Genomic DNA, 15,242 nt, shown 5'->3' with positions numbered 1-15,242 from the left:
TCATGCCCGTGCCCGGCGACCTTCCGATGCTCAGTCTGCTGCTGCTCACCCTGCCGCTAGGTGCGCTGGCGATCTGGCTCGCGCCGGATCCGAGAAAGGCTCGCGCGATCGGCCTCGCCACGCTGATCGTGGATCTCGTCTTTTCCCTGATCGTCGTTTCCCGCTTCGATCCCGCGCTGGCGGGATTCCAGATGGTGGAGCAGGCCAGATGGATCCCCTCACTCAATGTCCACTTTCGCGTGGGCGTGGACGGCATCTCGGTGCTGTTCCTGCCGCTGACCATACTGCTGGTGCTGGGGGTCGTCGTCGCCTCGTGGAACTCGGTGCGCAGCCTGCCGCGCCTCTACTACTCCCTGCTGCTGCTCCTGGAGAGCGTCACGCTCGGTGTATTCTGTGCGCTTGACACGGTGCTGTTCTTCCTGTTCTGGGAACTGACCCTGATCCCGCTCTACTTCCTGATCAGCCTCTGGGGTATCGGGCCGGATCGCCGCTATGCCGCGATGAAGTACACCTTGTTCATGCTGGTGGGCGGGGTGCCGCTGTTGTTCGCCTTTCTGCTGCTGGCGTTCAATCACGCCGATTTCAGCGGTGGTGTGCTGCCGGACGCACTGATGTTCGACTACGCTACGCTGCTGACCACGCCGCTGCCGCACCACATCGAAGTCGTGGTATTCCTGCTCCTGTTAGCGGGGTTTGCGGTCAAGACGCCGGTGTTTCCCCTGCATACCTGGCTGCCCGTCGTTTCCATGGAGGGGCCAGTCGCGGTAGCCGCGCTCATGACCGGTCTGAAACTCGGGGCCTATGGCCTGATCCGTTTCACCGTGCCGCTAGCGCCGACTGTCGCTCAAGAGTTGCACTGGCTGCTGGCCGCGCTCGGGGTGATCGGTGTGATCTACGGCGCGCTGGCGGCCCTCGTCCAGACCAATCTGCGACGCATGCTCGCCTACGCCTCCATCAGCCATGTCGGGCTGGTCCTGCTGGGCATCGCGTCGTTCAACCTGCAGGGCTTGCAGGGGGCGTTGTTCCAGCTGCTCAACTTCACCATGGTTGCGGGCGGCCTGTTCCTGTTGACCGGGTTTCTACATCAGCGCACGGGCACCACGGAATTGATGCAGCTCGGTGGGGTGGGTCGCAGCATGCCACTGCTGGCGGCCTTGTTCTTCGTCTTCGCCCTGGCATCGATGGGGGTGCCGGGCACCGCGGGATTTCCCGCGGAGTTCCTGATCCTGATGGGTACCCTGAAGAGCCACACGGGCGCCGGGCTGGCTGCCCTGTTCGGCATGGTACTGGGCGCGGCCTACGCGTTGAACAGCTACCGGAGTACGTTTTACGGTCCGATGGACAGCGAGGTGGTCGCCACCGCCGTGGACCTGCGCCGGCGCGAGTTGTGGATCGCCGTGGCATTTACCGGTCTGATCCTGCTGGTTGGCCTTTATCCGGCCGTGGTACTGGATACGACCCAGGAGGCCGCCGTCCAGTGGGTGGGGCGTCTGAATCCGGTGAGGCCCTGAAGGTGATGCAGAGCAGGGGCACGACACGCCGTCAAGGTCGCCGAAGCCGCGTCGGGTCATAGGCTGGCCTCCATTAAGTGTGTGTCATATTCGTTCTCACCACGTTTGGCCGCAGAGTCGTGGCTGCTTTGCTAAAAACTCGCGCAGATATCGATCTACCAACCCTATGTTTGGTGAAGCGATATGAGATTATCCTGGTCCTTTTGTTCAAGATGCCAGTGGTAAGGTACTTATGGATATTGACTTGCTCAAGACCTTTATCGAGGTGTATCGGACGAGGCACTTCGGGAAGGCGGCAGAAAACCTATTCATCACACAATCAGCGGCCAGTGCGCGCGTGCGGCTGCTCGAGGAGAAACTTGGCGTAAGACTCTTCGTAAGAATCCGCAACAATATTCAGTTGACCCCAGCCGGACAACGCCTTTTACCCTATGCTGAATCCCTGTTGACCACTTGGTTACGGGCGAGTCAGGACATCGCCCTTGAGCACGATTCACGCATTCCGCTCACGGTCAGCGGCGTGCCGAGTCTCTGGGACATTCTGCTTCAGGATTGGCTCGTTGCAGCATACGGACTGAAAGACATCGTCCTGAACATCGAGGCGCACTCGCCGGAAATCCTGCACCGCAAGTTGCTAGATGGGGCGATCGACCTCGCATTTACGTTCGAACCGCCCCGCGCCGACGAGCTGGATCTACTCGAGGTGGCGAGCGTTTCGCTGATCATGATTTCGGGCAGACCCGATCTCGCGGTGCCGGACGCCCTGGCGGAAAACTACGTCTTCGTAGACTGGGGGACGTCCTTTTCGATCGTTCATGCCCGGTCGTTCCCCGATGCCCCTGCCCCTTCGGCACGCGTATCGCTCGGGCGCATCGCGCTGTCCCTGATTCTCGAGCAGGGAGGGACGGCCTACATGGCGGAACCGATGGTGCACGACCACCTTAGGGAGAAGCGCCTGTTTCTGGTAAGGGACGCACCGGCGATCGAACGTGTCGCCTACGCGGTGAGTTCCGCGGCGAGCGATCGGCGAACGGAAATCGTGAGACTGCTTGCGTTACTTCCCGGGAGCGCTCACACGGTACAGAGAAAGGTCAAAAGCGGTCCGGACGGCGAGACGCACCTGCCGCCCGGAAACGGATGACGCGCGGGCGTCTTCCCGCGCGATGCTCCCGCCCGCCCGGCAGGCAGTGGGACGATGAGCGCCGAAACGATCTACGATCGCGGGCCATCGGTCCGGCCGGTGTGGCTAGATGATGTCGTCAATCTCACCCGTCCCATGAACGCTTCCCGCTTTCGACTTCCTTGGTCGTTCAGCAACCATCGTGGCGGTGGCGATCATCAGGCCCGCGACCGAAGCCGCATTCGGAGGCGCGGAGCGCACCACCTTGGTCGGGTACAGGATCCCCATGGCGACCATATCGCCGAATTCGCCGGTTTGAGTGTTGTAACCATAGTTGGTCTCACCTTCGCTCACTCTGTCGAGCACCACGGAAGGTCCTGTGCCGGCATTGCGGACGATTTCCCTAAGCGGTTGTTCCTTCGCCTTGAGGGCGATGCGAATCCCCGCGTTCTGATCGTCATTCGTCCCTTTGAGGCCCTTCTTTTCCACGGCTTCAAGGGCCCTGATCAGCGCTACGCCGCCGCCGGGTATACCCGTCGCGGACAGGTTTTCACGAGAAAGTGCGTGTCATATTCGTTTCGTGGCAAGACGCGATGACGCGTAATAGCCGCTCTATTGCAAGGAATCGCAACGCTGCCACGGGACGAAGAGGGCGTGTGTGCCGGGAAAACCTGTCCGTGACGGGTATACAATACCTTCCTCGTTTGCTGCCCGCGTGGCATGTAAGGCGTCCTCGACGCAGGGCTTCTTCTCCTTCATCTCCACCTCGGTGGCCGCCCCGATCTTCAATACCGCCACACCACCAGCCAGTTTCGCCATGCGTTCCTGCAACTTCTCCTTGTCGTAGTCGGAGGTCGTCTCCTCGATCTGCTGGCGTATTTGCTCAACACGGCCCTTGATCTCCTGCTTCTCGCCGACGCCCCCGATGATGGTCGTGTGATCCTTCCCGACACTGATCTTCTAGGTGGAGCCCAGGTCGTCCAGACTGACATTTTCCAGATTGAGACCGACCTCGTCGGAGATCACGGTCCCGCCGGTCAGAACGGCGATGTCCTGCCGCATGGCCTTGCGCCGGTCTCCGAAGCGCGGGGCCTTGACGGAGGCGACCTTGACGATGCCGCGGATGGTGTTGACGACCAGCGTTGCCAGGGAGTCGCCCTCCGCTACCACCAGTAGCGGCTTGCCCGCCTTGGCAACGGACTTCAGCAACGGTAACGGATCCCTGATACTGGAGACCTTCTTTTCGTGCAGCAGGATGTAGGGCTTCGATAACAGCCTCAGCTCCTCGACCACTGCCTGGACCGCGGTATCGATGCCCCACTTGAGGTCCATCGGATTCATACCCGAGGTCACGGCCATCAGGCCCTCGCGCAGCATCGCCTGCGCCCGCACCGTGGCTGTGGCAGTACCGTAGCTGACATCGTCAAATGACCTCTTAGGCGATTTCTGTCAAATGACATACCATCCTGCTTATCTTTTCGTTCGTCCTCTGTGTTGCGACAACAGTGACATAGTTCGACTATGCGCCTGTTGTCGCGCCTTGATGACGAACGAAAATCCGGCGCAATCTGGTACGCCATTTTCCGGCAATCGCCTTACGTTTCCAGGTGACTCTTGGCAAGTGGCTATCCACTTCACGCAAGTCGCCACAAGATAGGGGGTGAATGAACCGTATCACCCACAACCCGGGGCTGACTACCCACGTACGTTCCAAGAGTTCGATGCCTGGTTTGCGAACGAATCTAGTTGCAGGGAGTATCTCATCCGGGTTCGGTGGCCAGAGGGTTTCCAATGTCCGCGTTGCGGAGCGAAAGGTGAACCATGGATCACAGCGCGAGGTTATTTGCACTACCGGCATTTACGACACATTTATCTCGACGAATTTACGTTCCGCTTCAATCGCCGCTCCTCTCGCTCACGTGGATTACTTTTTTTACCGCTTGATGCAACAAGCGGTCTTGGCACCTCCGCCCTCTTACCGAAAACTCGTAGGGGGAACAGATGGTGCCAACCACAAGATGTAGAAGGCACTTGCGCGAAGTGGATAGCCAGTTCTTGACAAAAGTGAACGGTTAGCTATCGATAACCGCCATGACGTCGTCTTCACGCATAACCAGGTACTCCTCACCGTTCAGTTTTACTTCGGTGCCGGAGTAGGTGCCGAATAGGATCCGATCCCCGGCCTTCACATCGAGGGCTCGGACCTCGCCGCTGTCCAGGATCCGACCGCTACCGGTAGCGATCACCTCGCCCTCGGTGGGTTTCTCGGACGCTGTGTCTGGAATGACGATTCCTCCTGTGCTCTTGTTGTCCCGCTCCACGCGTCTCACAAGAACTCGATCATGCAACGGTCTGATGTTCATAAAGAATCTCCTCAATATCTTTTGTTCGTCATGCACCGCACGGCTATCCGCAGCCTGGCAACGAGGCATTCGCACGTCAACGTGTCCCATCCGTCTTCCAACCTGTGATTCGCACCGTGCGACATAACGAATATGGTGCCGGACGAGGGGCATTTAAATCGGGCGCATGACGGATTTCGAAGAAATATCTTTGTCGTCATGAGAACACATTTTGTTCGTAGATCTCAGACCGTCTGGGGTTTGCATCCGATGGATTACGACCAGGTGGTGGCTCGTCGCGAGAGGATTTTCACCCAAGGGTGACCTACCTCAGGAATCGGGGGGAGCCACTTGTGACGGCAGAAAGAGACAGGCAAGGCAACGGATAACGGATCGAAGGTTTTGTGAAGAAATTGATCGTGACGACAAAATTTTCTTGATGTAAGGCATCAAGGGTTACGGCTAGATTATTGTGTCCAAGCCCAAAAGGGCATGCGTACCCTGTGTAGTCCGTTATTGCGATTGGAGGTTGTGATTCTAGCCATGGATAGCAGTCTAGGTTTGGAGGATGCGGAATTCGATATCGAGCAGATCTGTACTTTTCTCGCCAGCGAGGCTGTCTCCGACGGCACGGTCGAGCGGTATCGGACGGCCACGTTCCGCGAAGCCATGTTGGCCCGCAGGACGATCGAGGAATACACGGAGATGAGACGTCTGCGCGACCAGTTGAAGGAGGTATACGAGGATTGATTCGATCGAAATAGGATCAGCCCGATGACCGAATTGTCACTTTTACGGGGACCACACGAGTACAGTACCGACAACCATTCTCTGGAGCGCTGTACGATCGACGGTGAAAGTCTGCTGCCGCCGCCGGTCGAACCGCCGTTACCTCCGCTGCCACAGACGCCGAGCAAACAGGTGGCGAACAGGTCGAGTAGCCTGTAGGTTCGATCGAGTGACATGCTCGGTCCTTCGGAAGAGATCATGTCGGTTGTTGATGCGCGCGCAGGCCCTGTGCCCAATGGCATCGTGACATCGGATTCGTCCTGAGCGCTCGAAAACCCGTACGCGATCAGCATACGCTGGACCGCAAAGGTCTCGCCCAGCCGACACTCGAACATGACCCGTCCAGATTTCCACCACCGCCGCGCTTCGCAATCGATTCGGCGCTCACACGCGTGTGCGTAACGTCCTGTCGGTCGATTCGCCGCGGGCTCTCCATAGAACGTTATACGAATTGCTTTCGGGCGCGCAAGGCAAGTACCTGGTCACGATCGCTGGCTGCAATGATTGCCATACCCCCGACTACCTGCCGACCGACGGGCAAGTGCCCGAATCGCAGTGGCTGATCGGCGACAGCGTCGGCTGGCGCGGACCTTGGGGCACCACCTACGCACCGAACCTGCGCCTGGTTATAAAGCGCCTCGACGAGGACCAGTGGGTCGCCTACGCCCGCAACCTGAAGACGCGGCCACCGATGCCCTGGTCCAGCCTGAACCAGTTCCGCGAATCCGACCTGCGCTCGGTCTATCGCTATGCAAACAAAATCGAGGGTCAGGTCTTGATTCGTGCACGAGAGGGCAAAGGGCACGAATCAAGACCTGACCCTTTGCCCCCTTTGTCCCGTAGCAGCACGAGGCGTCGTCGGGTCGTGACTAAGTCATCCCCAGTGCCATGATCGCCGCCTTGGTCGGAGTGTCGTAGAACTGCCATTGGATGGCAGTCAGGATGGCATCCGGGACGTCGGCAACGTGCCGCTTGTTCTCGCTGGGAATGAGGATGCGCTTGGCTCCGGCCTCGACGGCGAGCTGCATCCGTTCCGGAAGCGATGCGACCTTTAGCAGCATGCCCTGGATACTCATCTCGCCCAGGATCACGGTCTGGTCCTGCACAGGCTTCGCTAGGATGGTCGAGACAAGGGAGACGAAGAATGCCACCGCCGTTTCCGAACCCTCCTTGGCCTGGTTCAAGTTGATGGCCTGGATGCTGAAGTCGTAGCCCTTGAGATCGTGATTGATGCCGAGGTTTCCCAGATTGGCCTTCAGGTAGGCGTCCGCGGTCTTGATGGCCTCCTTCATCTTCGACGAGAGGTTACCGAGCGGTATGATGCGCCCGGAGCCCCGGTTCATCTGGGTTTGCAGCAGGAATAGGGCGAGGCGGTTGTCGCTTGCATCCGTGCCGATGGTATAAACGCTGCCTGGCGGTAGACCACCTTCGGCGATGATCGCGCCGCCGCCGGACTCCGGCACGGGCACAAAGGTCTCCTGACCCGACTCGCGGTCGATGTAGGAGAAGCTGGTATCCCAGTACTCGAGGCCGCCCATCTTTTTCAGCTGCTCCTTGACCCGTCGGCGCATCTCCATCGCGTAGGCCAGGTACTCCTCCATCTCGTCGCGCGCTACCTCTCCGTCGGGGTGCAGCAGCTTGATCAGGCCCGAGACGATCTTCCGCACCGCCTTCTGATCCCGGCCGCCCAAGTGGCTGCCGAAGCCGAAGTCGCGGTCGGCGTAGTCCACGTAGCTGCGCTTGCGTAGCTCTCGGAAGACCTCGGCGAGGTAATCGGTGACCAGACCGAAATGATCGGTGTAGGCGTCGTCGGAGGTCTTCTGGAACTCCCACCCCGGGATGTAGGCGTGGATGCGGTCGTAGAAGGCCGTATCCATCTCCTTGGGCATGGGATAGAACAGGTTGGAGGTCCGGACGATAGTCTCGATGTCGCCGTCGATGTTGCCGACGAAGACGATGGACCCTTCGGCGTTGATGATGTCGCGTCCGCGGCTGAAGGCCCCGTCTTCCATGTAGCCCTTCATGATGTTGAGGCCGCTCTTGTCGGTGAAGCGGATACCGGCGGCCTCGTCGAAGGCGACCACATCCCAGAGGCACACGAGACCACGCTGGCCCGTCGACAGATTCACGAACATCTGCGCGGTGGTCGTCTGGCCACCGGAGACGAGGTGGCAATAGGGACTCATCTGCTGGTAGACGAAGCTCTTGCCCGTCCCGCGCGGACCCAGCTCCACCGAGTTGAAGTTCTTTTCGACGAAGGGAATCATCCGCAGTATGTAGTGCAACTTACGCCGTTGCGTGTAGTAGGGGTGGTTCGGCTCGTACCCCATCGAGCGCATCAGCAGGTCGATCCACTGGTCCCGCGTGAAGCGCCGTCGCGCCTCGATGAAGCTGTCGATGTTGCGATTCGAGAGCTGGATCGGACGAATCGCGTCGACGAAGAACGGGCGGTTCTGTCCTTTGAAGATGAAGGAGTCGTCGTAGCGCAGCGTCACTTCGGCCCAGATCCCGCCGAGCAGGAGCCGGTCGTGGGCACGGACATCTGAATCCTCGACGTTCAAAAAGTCCAGATTCAGACCGGACAGGCGCCCCCAGTACTTGTCGTGGGTCTCCACCAACTTGACGTCGATCTTGTCGATGACCTCGTAGGTCGTGTGCTGCTTGATCGCCGACTTGACCGCCTCGCGCTCGTCGGGCTTGACGTACTTGGAGGCCAGCGTCTCCCGAACGAACTCCAGGCCCTCGTTGATCGTGTCCTCGTCCGTGGAGGCGCAATACTTGCCCAGCAGGAACTCGATGACGAAGGCCGGCACACCGAAGGACGAGCGCATGCGCCGCAGCAGGTCCTTGCGTACCACCAGTCCGGGGAATACCTCGTTGGCGAGGTGGTCGAGATCGTCAAGGGCGATCGGGCCGTCGTTCATCACGTACCTCGGTTACATGTCTCGGCCAACCGAGAGCTTGATTTCCCCCGGTGGAAATTGCTCGGCGGTGTCCAGGTCGCGGATGTCGAGGTCGAGGAGCTCGCCCTTGGTGAAGGATTTCGCTGTGTGAAAGAACAGCGTCACGCTCTTTTCCCCATCGTCCGCTTCGATGCGGACCTCCTTGGCCTTTGGCGTCGCGAGAACAGACTCCGACGCGCTACCTGCCCGACGCACATCCAACGCAAGGGTGCGCCCTGTTTCCTTGAGCAGCGACATCTGCCCAGGGGCTGACCCTGCCGCCGGAGTTGGCCGCAAGACCACCTTCACCGCAGTGCGGGTCAGCTCGTAGGTCGGCAGCACCACCTCGATTCCGATGCGTTTCTCCTGTTGGGTCTGACTCTTGGAGACCAGGTGCGGGATGACCAGCTCCTGGAGCGCGGCGCCGCCGTGCGAGAACGACTTCTCGGCCTTGAAGAAGGCCAATCCCGGCGGGACGGCGACTCGGACCGTCGGGTCCCAGGCGCTCGGAAAGCTCGCGAGCGGGATGTCTGCCGTGGCTGGAATCAGCGCGAAGCGCTCCTTGAGTAGATGACACCAGTCCTTGTCGCAGGGGACCTCCTCGGGGAGCTTCGATTCTTCCAGCAGGATGAACCCGTGGTCGGTCACCAGGTGGACCACCGGGTAGCCCCAGCGATGGAGCTTGCGGACCAACCGCGCGAGGCGCTGAATCTCCAGGTCCACGTGGCGAATCAGGTTGTCGCCGCTGCCGTGCCCGATATGGTCGACCTGATCGTGCCCGAACACGACCAGCAGGTTTCCCGCATCGTCGGGGGCGGCGGACAATGTCTCCAGATCGTCGATGTCGCGGCAGTCCGCGCCGAAGTCCGTCATGAATGCCAGGCGCTGATCCCGCTGGGAACAGTCCTTCCCGTTGACCCTAGGCCGGACGGACTTGCCGTCGATCTCCATGGCGAGTTTTGCGGATGAGAGCGGCATCAGGGCCGTCATGCCCACCGCAGTGATGGTCGGAAGCTCCGCGCGCATCGGTTCCACAGTCACTTCCAGGCCACGAAGGGCATCCCGGATCGCCAGTGCGCAGTCGAAACGCAGCGCGTCGACAATCACCACGGCGCGTCGCGTCGAGCCACTCCACAGGTCCTTCTCCAGCTTCCGGGTGACCGAGGGGAGCTTCGGGATGTCCGCGACGGCCTGTTCGGCGAACGTGCTGAAGAAGCGGCCGTTCAAGGCGTTGGTGTACCCCGCGTAGTACCGATCCGCGATGGCCGCGACACCGGGAAGACCCTTCTCGTCGGCATCGCGGCGGAGCGCGATGTGCGCCTGGTCCACGAGCCCGGCATTGCGCACATAGACCCGCACCAGCTCGGCGGCATCGTCCGCAGCAGCGACGTCCTGTCCTGCCTGGTGGCAGGCATCCAGAAAATCCGCCAGGCGCAGCAGCAAGGACCAGGCGCCGACGGGCTGGTCGCTCGCTCGGCTGTACTCGGCCTCCAGCTTGATGTGCTCTCGATGGGCCGCGAAGAAGGCCTCGGTCGCCGATGCCTTCGACGCCGCGTCGCGCAGCGCATCGAGGGTGTGCCCCCAGCGCAATCGAACCAGGTGCGGGAACGCGAAAGACCTTCCTTCGTGCTGAGTCGCCCATGCGCTCAGGTCCATGTCCTTCTCGACCTCGCGGATACACTGGTCCCAAGCGGCTCGTCCTTCGGAGTCCCGCAGCCAGCGTTGCAGCAGCTCCGGATAGTGAGCGCGCAGCGCCGCCGGCGGTAGCCGGTCGAGGAACGGGAAGTCCGCGGGCTCGTGATATCCCAGGTAGGTCTCGGTTAGGGCCATCACGGCGACGAAGGATTGGATCCAGGTCCTCGGCGATTCGACCGGGCGCGAAAAGCCATAGCGCTCGGCAACCGCGGTCAGGAGCTCTGCGCAGAGCCCGTGCCCCTGAAGGCTGCTCCATTCGGAATCCGGTGAAATCGCGACTGCGATGATCGTTTGGTCGAGATCGCCCAGAAGACGGGCGCGAACCAGATCCGGCGTGAGCTGCGCCTGCCAATAGGCGGGAGGCTGCTCGGCGACCTTGGCCACGTACTTGGCCAGCAGCGAATCGAAGCCGCCGGTGTAGAGCATGCGCTGATCCGACGGCCCGGTCGGCAGCTTGACCCCGACCTGGCGCAGGAAGCGGAATAGAGACGGCCGCTTGCCGCCGACGCGCCAGATGACACCGGCGACCCTGTATTCCTCCAGCAACTCCAGGTGATTCTCTCCAAGGTCGTCGGGACCGTCCAGCCGATCCTCGGACAACGGCAGATAGAGCAGAAAGCGTCGGTCCTTGCGTTCCTGTTCGGACAGGCCGGCCAGCGATCTGTGCACACGATGCTTCAGCCACACCTGACCGTGGAACCGGTCCGGATCATAGGCGAGTAGGGTGAACGGCGCCGACGACATGCCAGCGAGGTGCTGCTCCAGGCTCGGGAGCAGGCGGGCGAACTCCCGCTCGGGATCGAACCACAAGCAGACCCGCGCGCGCTTCTCGTGCTGGAAGCGCTGGCCGATCTGGGCGATCAGGGCCTGGAGGATCATGGTTCAACCGCCAAGGCGCCATGAACGCCAAGGGCTCTGTTCTTGTTGGATGGTGTCAGAACAACCCGCTTGATGCCCGATTTCAGTAGAGGAACGTTGAAGTTGATGAGCAGCCCCAGAGGTAGATTGAGGGCTTTAAGATAGGAGATGACCTGAGCCTTGTGAATCGGCGCTAACGCATCCACGGCTTTCAATTCGACAACGAGCTGTCGGTGGACCAGTATGTCGAGCCTTGCGGCGCCCACATCCTGTCCCTTGTAGTTGACAGCCACCGAAACCTGGCGCTCGAATGCGATTCCTCTTAAGTTGAGTTCTACCGCCAGAGCCTCCTCATATACCGACTCCAGATAGCCGGGACCGAGCAGGGAATGGACCTCGATAGCGGCGCCGATTACCGAGTACGCCAAGTGATCGATTTCCGCAGCCGGTTCCACAACACTGCTTCCCTTGGCGAACTTGGCGTCTTGGCGGTTCAAATAACCCTTCCCACCCGCAGCACCCCGGCAGTCTGCAGCGGCAGGATGTTGACGGCGACGCCGTCGTCCAGGTCGGGGCGCCAGCCGACAGGAAGCTCGTCTTCGGATTTCCATGGGGTGCGGATGCGGCAGTCGCCTGGGGCCGGGTCGCCGTTGACGCCTTCCTGCACCCACTGGAGGCGTCGGTCGAGGGCCTGCGCCTCTTCGAGCTTGGCCTGCCAGTCCTGGCGGTCCTCGGCACGGCCTTCTTGGGCGGCGAGTCCGGCCTCGCGGCGGAGGTGGGCGATGGCGTCGCTCAGGTAGCTGCCGCGCAGCTTGGCCAGGCGGTCATGGTCGAGCTTGTGGTAGTGGACCAGCGCCGCGAAGGCACAGGCGCCGCGCCCTTGGCTGCTGGCGATGTGCCAAAGGATGGGCCGCTTCTTGTAGAGCGAGGCGTGGTAGTCGAAGTAGACGTGTTCGAGCCATTCGCCGATGCCTTGGACCGTGCGGTAACCCTTGACCTTGCGCTTCAGTTCGTTGGCGATGTCCACCTCGACCTGGTTGCTGTCCTGGTCGGGGAAGAGCGCGGCCAGCTCGCGCCTCACGCGGTCGAGCAGGGGCGGCTCACCACCGACCGAGAGGAAGGGCACGATGCCGTCCTCGTCGGCCTCGATGACACGTTTGACGGCGTAGGACAACAAGCGCCAGACGTGCTCCATGCGTTTTTGCTCGGTGGTCTTGCCTTCCATCTGGGGCCAGAGGATCTCCGGTGGCCGCTCGCCCAGTGTTTCCTCGATGGTGGCGCGGGTTGGGTCTGGGATACCGTAGAGCTTGTAGACCTCGTCGTTCAGCTTGGCGTAGAGGTGCTGGATACGGGCTTCTTCGGTGGCTTCTAGGTCTGCGAGGTAGCTGAGACGTTGGGGAACCGCCAAGGCGCCAAGATCGCCAAGGAGGAACCATGGTTGTTTGAAGCGCGTGGAGATCTCGTTGCCCTCGTCCCATGAGGCCTTGGCGTTGTGAATCTGTTTTGCGACCGTTCCAATACTCTCATGCTGCGTTTGAACGGGATCAGGAACTGGAAGGCGTTTGATGACGCCCACTTCCCAGGATCCGAAGGACATTAGCCCCTTGAGAAGGTACTCGGCCGGAGCAGAATTGGCGATTCCGAGCAAGAACCCCGCGTCCTGCTCTCGCGCTGGAAAAATCGCGGGGCCCTTGTCGCCGAAGATACAGCCCGCAGGCATTGTGCGGAGATTGAATCCTCGTTGAGTGCGCCGCGGCCAAGTAAGGCCAGGTATGAAGTAGTAGTCTACATTCTGTACCCGTCCGATACTTTTCATCACGTCGATGGCCGTATCCGTCCATTGGACCAGCAGCGAAACATCCGAGTAGAACCTGGAAAAATCACCACCTTTTGCGAACGGTATCCAGTCGAGTCCCTTGCCAATTCGCTCCGTTGGAAACTCCCAATACTGACGTACAAAACGTGGGTCTGCAGCAGTTGCTAAGCCTTGTTTCGCAGCGCCCCATGCGGGATCAAGCGAGAGGGCCTCTCTAAAGATGTGCGATACCAAACCAACTCGGCGATAAGCGAGCGGTGATGTTTCGATCGTTCCGAAATCCCTCCTCGCAACGTCAAAACGAACCCGCTCCGCTGTCTCGTTCAGCGTCCGAACGAACATTTCCTCCCGCCGGTCCGGCTCCGACCGCTTGCCGCCACGAAACCGCTCCAAGTCTAAGAATGTCGCCTTGTCCGCCTCGTTGACGACGTAATAGGCCCGGTCCGCCTGCTCCTTGCTGGTCTCGATGCCCTCTCGAGCCTGGGTCGTCTGAATCGTAGAGACCATCAGGTCCCGGCGCAGATCCTCGTCGGCCAGGATCGCCTTGAGATCGACGCGTCTACGCCTCATGGCTAGCCTCCCAGCGCGCCAATGCCGCGTCTTCCCACTCTGCGATGAGCCCTGCTAAAGGTGTGTAGTCCTTCTGCACGCGCCCCGCCTCGCAGGCATCGAAGTATCTGCCTTCGTCGCTCTTGCGGTCGTATACGTCCAGGGGCAGCATCCCGTTCTGCATCAGGATCAGGTTTCCCACAATGAAGGCGGCGCGTCCGTTGCCTTCGCGGAAGGGATGGATGGCCAGCAGCTCGTTCATGACCTCGCTGACGAAGCCGAACACTTGATGATCGTCGTCCGAGATCACGGGGGATCGCTTGAGCAGGTCGCGTTCCAACACGTCCATGAGGGGCTGGATGCCGCTGGGTGGCAAGGGCCACTTGGTCGGCCCGTCGCCCTTGTGGAGACACACGCTTCGCCAGCCCCCCGCGAACGGGTAGATCTGGCCCATCAGTTCCCGATGGATCTGCTGCAGCAGATTCAGGGTCAGCGGCACCGGGTCTGGCCGCTCAAGCAGCGATGCAACGTACTCCATGGCGCGCGCGACACCCTCGTCCTCGCGGCGGTTCAGCTCTTCGCGGTCGAGGCAACCCGCGTAGTTCAGCAAGACGCCGTCGGCGGTGGTGATCCAGTCCCAGTCCTGGTCGTAGTCCTGCCAGGGCAGCTTCACGACCTTCGGTGACGTCGGTGGGACCGAGGTTTTCGCAAGCGCATCGACGCGTTCCTTCTTCAGCTTCCGCTTGCTCTTTGGCACGCTGTAGAACTCCCCGGAGCGGACGGCCTGGTAGTACTCCTCGGTTCGCTGCCCCTTACCCGCGCAGAAGCGAAAGCCGAAGTCCCTTTCCTCCCAGCGCCAGACGATGCGATTGACCCTCATGCCGTTCTGGACTCCCGCACGGCATCCAGGATGTCCCGCGTGGTCGCCTTGGTCTTGATACCCGGGACATCGAAGGGCGATGGCGCCAGTTCCTTTTTCGCCGTCAGCAAGAAGACGGTCCCATCTCGCCTGCGGATCTCGATCGCTTCCTCTTGGGCGAGCACCAGGAGCTTGGCGAGATTCTGCCGGGCTTCGGAATAGGTGAATACCTTCATCGCTGTTTACTCCAGGAGCTCAATCTTCAGCTCGGTTGCAACCTGCTTCATGCGACCGTCAAGGGTGATGAGTGGATGGCCAAGGGATCTGGCACAGTGCAGGAAATAGGCGTCATAGGCGTAGAGGTCGAAATCCATCGCCAACTGCAATGCTTGGCGGACATCGACGCCGATCAGCCTGACCGGGATCGCGCTTGCGCTGGCCTGGGCCGCCAATACCTGCTCGGGCATGAGCCGTTTCCGCTTGATCATCGCGGACAGCGCATTGCCGATCTCGTAAGGCAGGATCTCCGGGGCGAGGACTTCCGCACCGGCGGTTAGATCGATGATCCGGGCCTTTTCCGGCTCGTCCAGGGCGACCGCCAGGAAGATGTTGGTATCCGCTACGATCTTCATACGTACAATTGTACAACTACTGTTTTCGGTTACAAGCGCTCACCGCGCACCGCCTTTGAGCACGATGGCCGCCGCCTCGACGGTGGCATCGTCGAGGATGCCGTAGCCCAGGTCGAGCATGACGAGCAG

General features: G+C 60.8%; 12 protein-coding genes and 3 pseudogenes. 5 read left to right on the top strand and 10 right to left on the bottom strand.

All coding sequences use genetic code 11. The annotated features are described in order from the left end of the window. Window positions 1–2: 2 nt before the first annotated feature. Window positions 3–1,511, top strand: coding sequence for an NADH-quinone oxidoreductase subunit M (locus tag LJE91_06495; GenBank protein MCG6868379.1), 1,509 nt, complete (start codon window positions 3–5; stop codon window positions 1,509–1,511). Window positions 1,512–1,743: 232 nt separating this feature from the next. Then, entirely contained in the window at window positions 1,744–2,652 is a 909-nt protein-coding gene (locus LJE91_06490) for a LysR family transcriptional regulator (GenBank protein MCG6868378.1), read from the top strand. 105 nt (window positions 2,653–2,757) lie between these two features. On the opposite strand, the pseudogene groEL reads toward LJE91_06490, so the two are convergent. Together groEL and LJE91_06480 are read right to left on the bottom strand one after the other, a co-directional pair. Then, a pseudogene (gene groEL, locus LJE91_06485) lies at window positions 2,758–3,162 on the bottom strand (chaperonin GroEL). Window positions 3,163–3,318: 156 nt separating this feature from the next. Then, window positions 3,319–4,041, bottom strand: a pseudogene (locus LJE91_06480) (hypothetical protein). Between the two features lie 250 nt (window positions 4,042–4,291). Between LJE91_06480 and LJE91_06475 the strand changes: the two are divergent. After that, window positions 4,292–4,435 (top strand): annotated as a pseudogene (locus LJE91_06475) (transposase). Window positions 4,436–4,703: 268 nt separating this feature from the next. Here the strand turns inward: LJE91_06475 and groES are convergent. After that, window positions 4,704–4,994: a co-chaperone GroES gene (gene groES / locus LJE91_06470; protein MCG6868377.1), complete on the bottom strand. Its 291-nt coding sequence runs from the start codon at window positions 4,992–4,994 to the stop codon at window positions 4,704–4,706. A 522-nt stretch (window positions 4,995–5,516) separates the two neighbouring features. On the opposite strand from groES, the gene LJE91_06465 reads away from it, so the two are divergent. After that, window positions 5,517–5,723, top strand: a complete 207-nt coding sequence (locus LJE91_06465) for a hypothetical protein (protein ID MCG6868376.1) — start codon at window positions 5,517–5,519, stop codon at window positions 5,721–5,723. 433 nt (window positions 5,724–6,156) lie between these two features. Beyond that, on the top strand, window positions 6,157–6,654 hold the full coding sequence (locus LJE91_06460; protein ID MCG6868375.1) for a cytochrome C: 498 nt from the start codon (window positions 6,157–6,159) through the stop codon (window positions 6,652–6,654). Here the strand turns inward: LJE91_06460 and brxL are convergent. Genes brxL through LJE91_06425 form a run of 7 tightly spaced genes read right to left on the bottom strand, consistent with a single transcriptional unit; the run spans window position 6,632 to window position 15,113 of the window. After that, entirely contained in the window at window positions 6,632–8,686 is a 2,055-nt protein-coding gene (gene brxL, locus LJE91_06455) for a protease Lon-related BREX system protein BrxL (GenBank protein ID MCG6868374.1), read from the bottom strand. The two genes, LJE91_06460 and brxL, sit on opposite strands and share 23 nt — an antisense overlap. Before the next feature lie 12 nt (window positions 8,687–8,698). Next, the gene (locus LJE91_06450) at window positions 8,699–11,278 is read right to left on the bottom strand and encodes a PglZ domain-containing protein (protein MCG6868373.1); all 2,580 of its coding nucleotides are present in this window, start codon (window positions 11,276–11,278) and stop codon (window positions 8,699–8,701) included. Then, entirely contained in the window at window positions 11,275–11,754 is a 480-nt protein-coding gene (locus LJE91_06445; GenBank protein MCG6868372.1) for a GxxExxY protein, read from the bottom strand. Before LJE91_06445 ends, LJE91_06450 begins: the two co-directional genes overlap by 4 nt. Beyond that, a complete protein-coding gene (locus LJE91_06440; GenBank protein MCG6868371.1) occupies window positions 11,751–13,643 on the bottom strand; it encodes a BREX-1 system adenine-specific DNA-methyltransferase PglX in 1,893 nt (630 codons plus the stop codon). Before LJE91_06440 ends, LJE91_06445 begins: the two co-directional genes overlap by 4 nt. Further along, on the bottom strand, window positions 13,633–14,502 hold the full coding sequence (locus LJE91_06435) for a Fic family protein (protein MCG6868370.1): 870 nt from the start codon (window positions 14,500–14,502) through the stop codon (window positions 13,633–13,635). The genes LJE91_06440 and LJE91_06435 overlap by 11 nt, the downstream gene beginning before the upstream one ends. After that, window positions 14,499–14,717, bottom strand: a complete 219-nt coding sequence (locus LJE91_06430) for a prevent-host-death protein (protein ID MCG6868369.1) — start codon at window positions 14,715–14,717, stop codon at window positions 14,499–14,501. Before LJE91_06430 ends, LJE91_06435 begins: the two co-directional genes overlap by 4 nt. 6 nt (window positions 14,718–14,723) lie before the next feature. Then, the gene (locus LJE91_06425) at window positions 14,724–15,113 is read right to left on the bottom strand and encodes a type II toxin-antitoxin system VapC family toxin (protein MCG6868368.1); all 390 of its coding nucleotides are present in this window, start codon (window positions 15,111–15,113) and stop codon (window positions 14,724–14,726) included. Window positions 15,114–15,242: the final 129 nt, after the last annotated feature.

The sequence above is a fragment of the Gammaproteobacteria bacterium genome, from assembly GCA_022340215.1.
GTDB lineage: Bacteria > Pseudomonadota > Gammaproteobacteria > JAJDOJ01 > JAJDOJ01 > JAJDOJ01.
This window is presented reverse-complemented; position numbering and strand designations above follow the sequence as displayed.

Bases quoted from the DNA above. Each gene is read 5' to 3' on its own strand.
- LJE91_06495 (MCG6868379.1), top strand. From the start codon at position 3: ATGCCCGTGCCCGGCGACCTTCCGATGCTCAGTCTGCTGCTGCTCACC.
- LJE91_06490 (MCG6868378.1), top strand. From the start codon at position 1,744: ATGGATATTGACTTGCTCAAGACCTTTATCGAGGTGTATCGGACGAGG.
- groES (MCG6868377.1), bottom strand. From the start codon at position 4,994: ATGAACATCAGACCGTTGCATGATCGAGTTCTTGTGAGACGCGTGGAG.
- LJE91_06465 (MCG6868376.1), top strand. From the start codon at position 5,517: ATGGATAGCAGTCTAGGTTTGGAGGATGCGGAATTCGATATCGAGCAG.
- brxL (MCG6868374.1), bottom strand. From the start codon at position 8,686: ATGAACGACGGCCCGATCGCCCTTGACGATCTCGACCACCTCGCCAAC.
- LJE91_06450 (MCG6868373.1), bottom strand. From the start codon at position 11,278: ATGATCCTCCAGGCCCTGATCGCCCAGATCGGCCAGCGCTTCCAGCAC.
- LJE91_06440 (MCG6868371.1), bottom strand. From the start codon at position 13,643: ATGAGGCGTAGACGCGTCGATCTCAAGGCGATCCTGGCCGACGAGGAT.
- LJE91_06435 (MCG6868370.1), bottom strand. From the start codon at position 14,502: ATGAGGGTCAATCGCATCGTCTGGCGCTGGGAGGAAAGGGACTTCGGC.
- LJE91_06430 (MCG6868369.1), bottom strand. From the start codon at position 14,717: ATGAAGGTATTCACCTATTCCGAAGCCCGGCAGAATCTCGCCAAGCTC.
- LJE91_06425 (MCG6868368.1), bottom strand. From the start codon at position 15,113: ATGAAGATCGTAGCGGATACCAACATCTTCCTGGCGGTCGCCCTGGAC.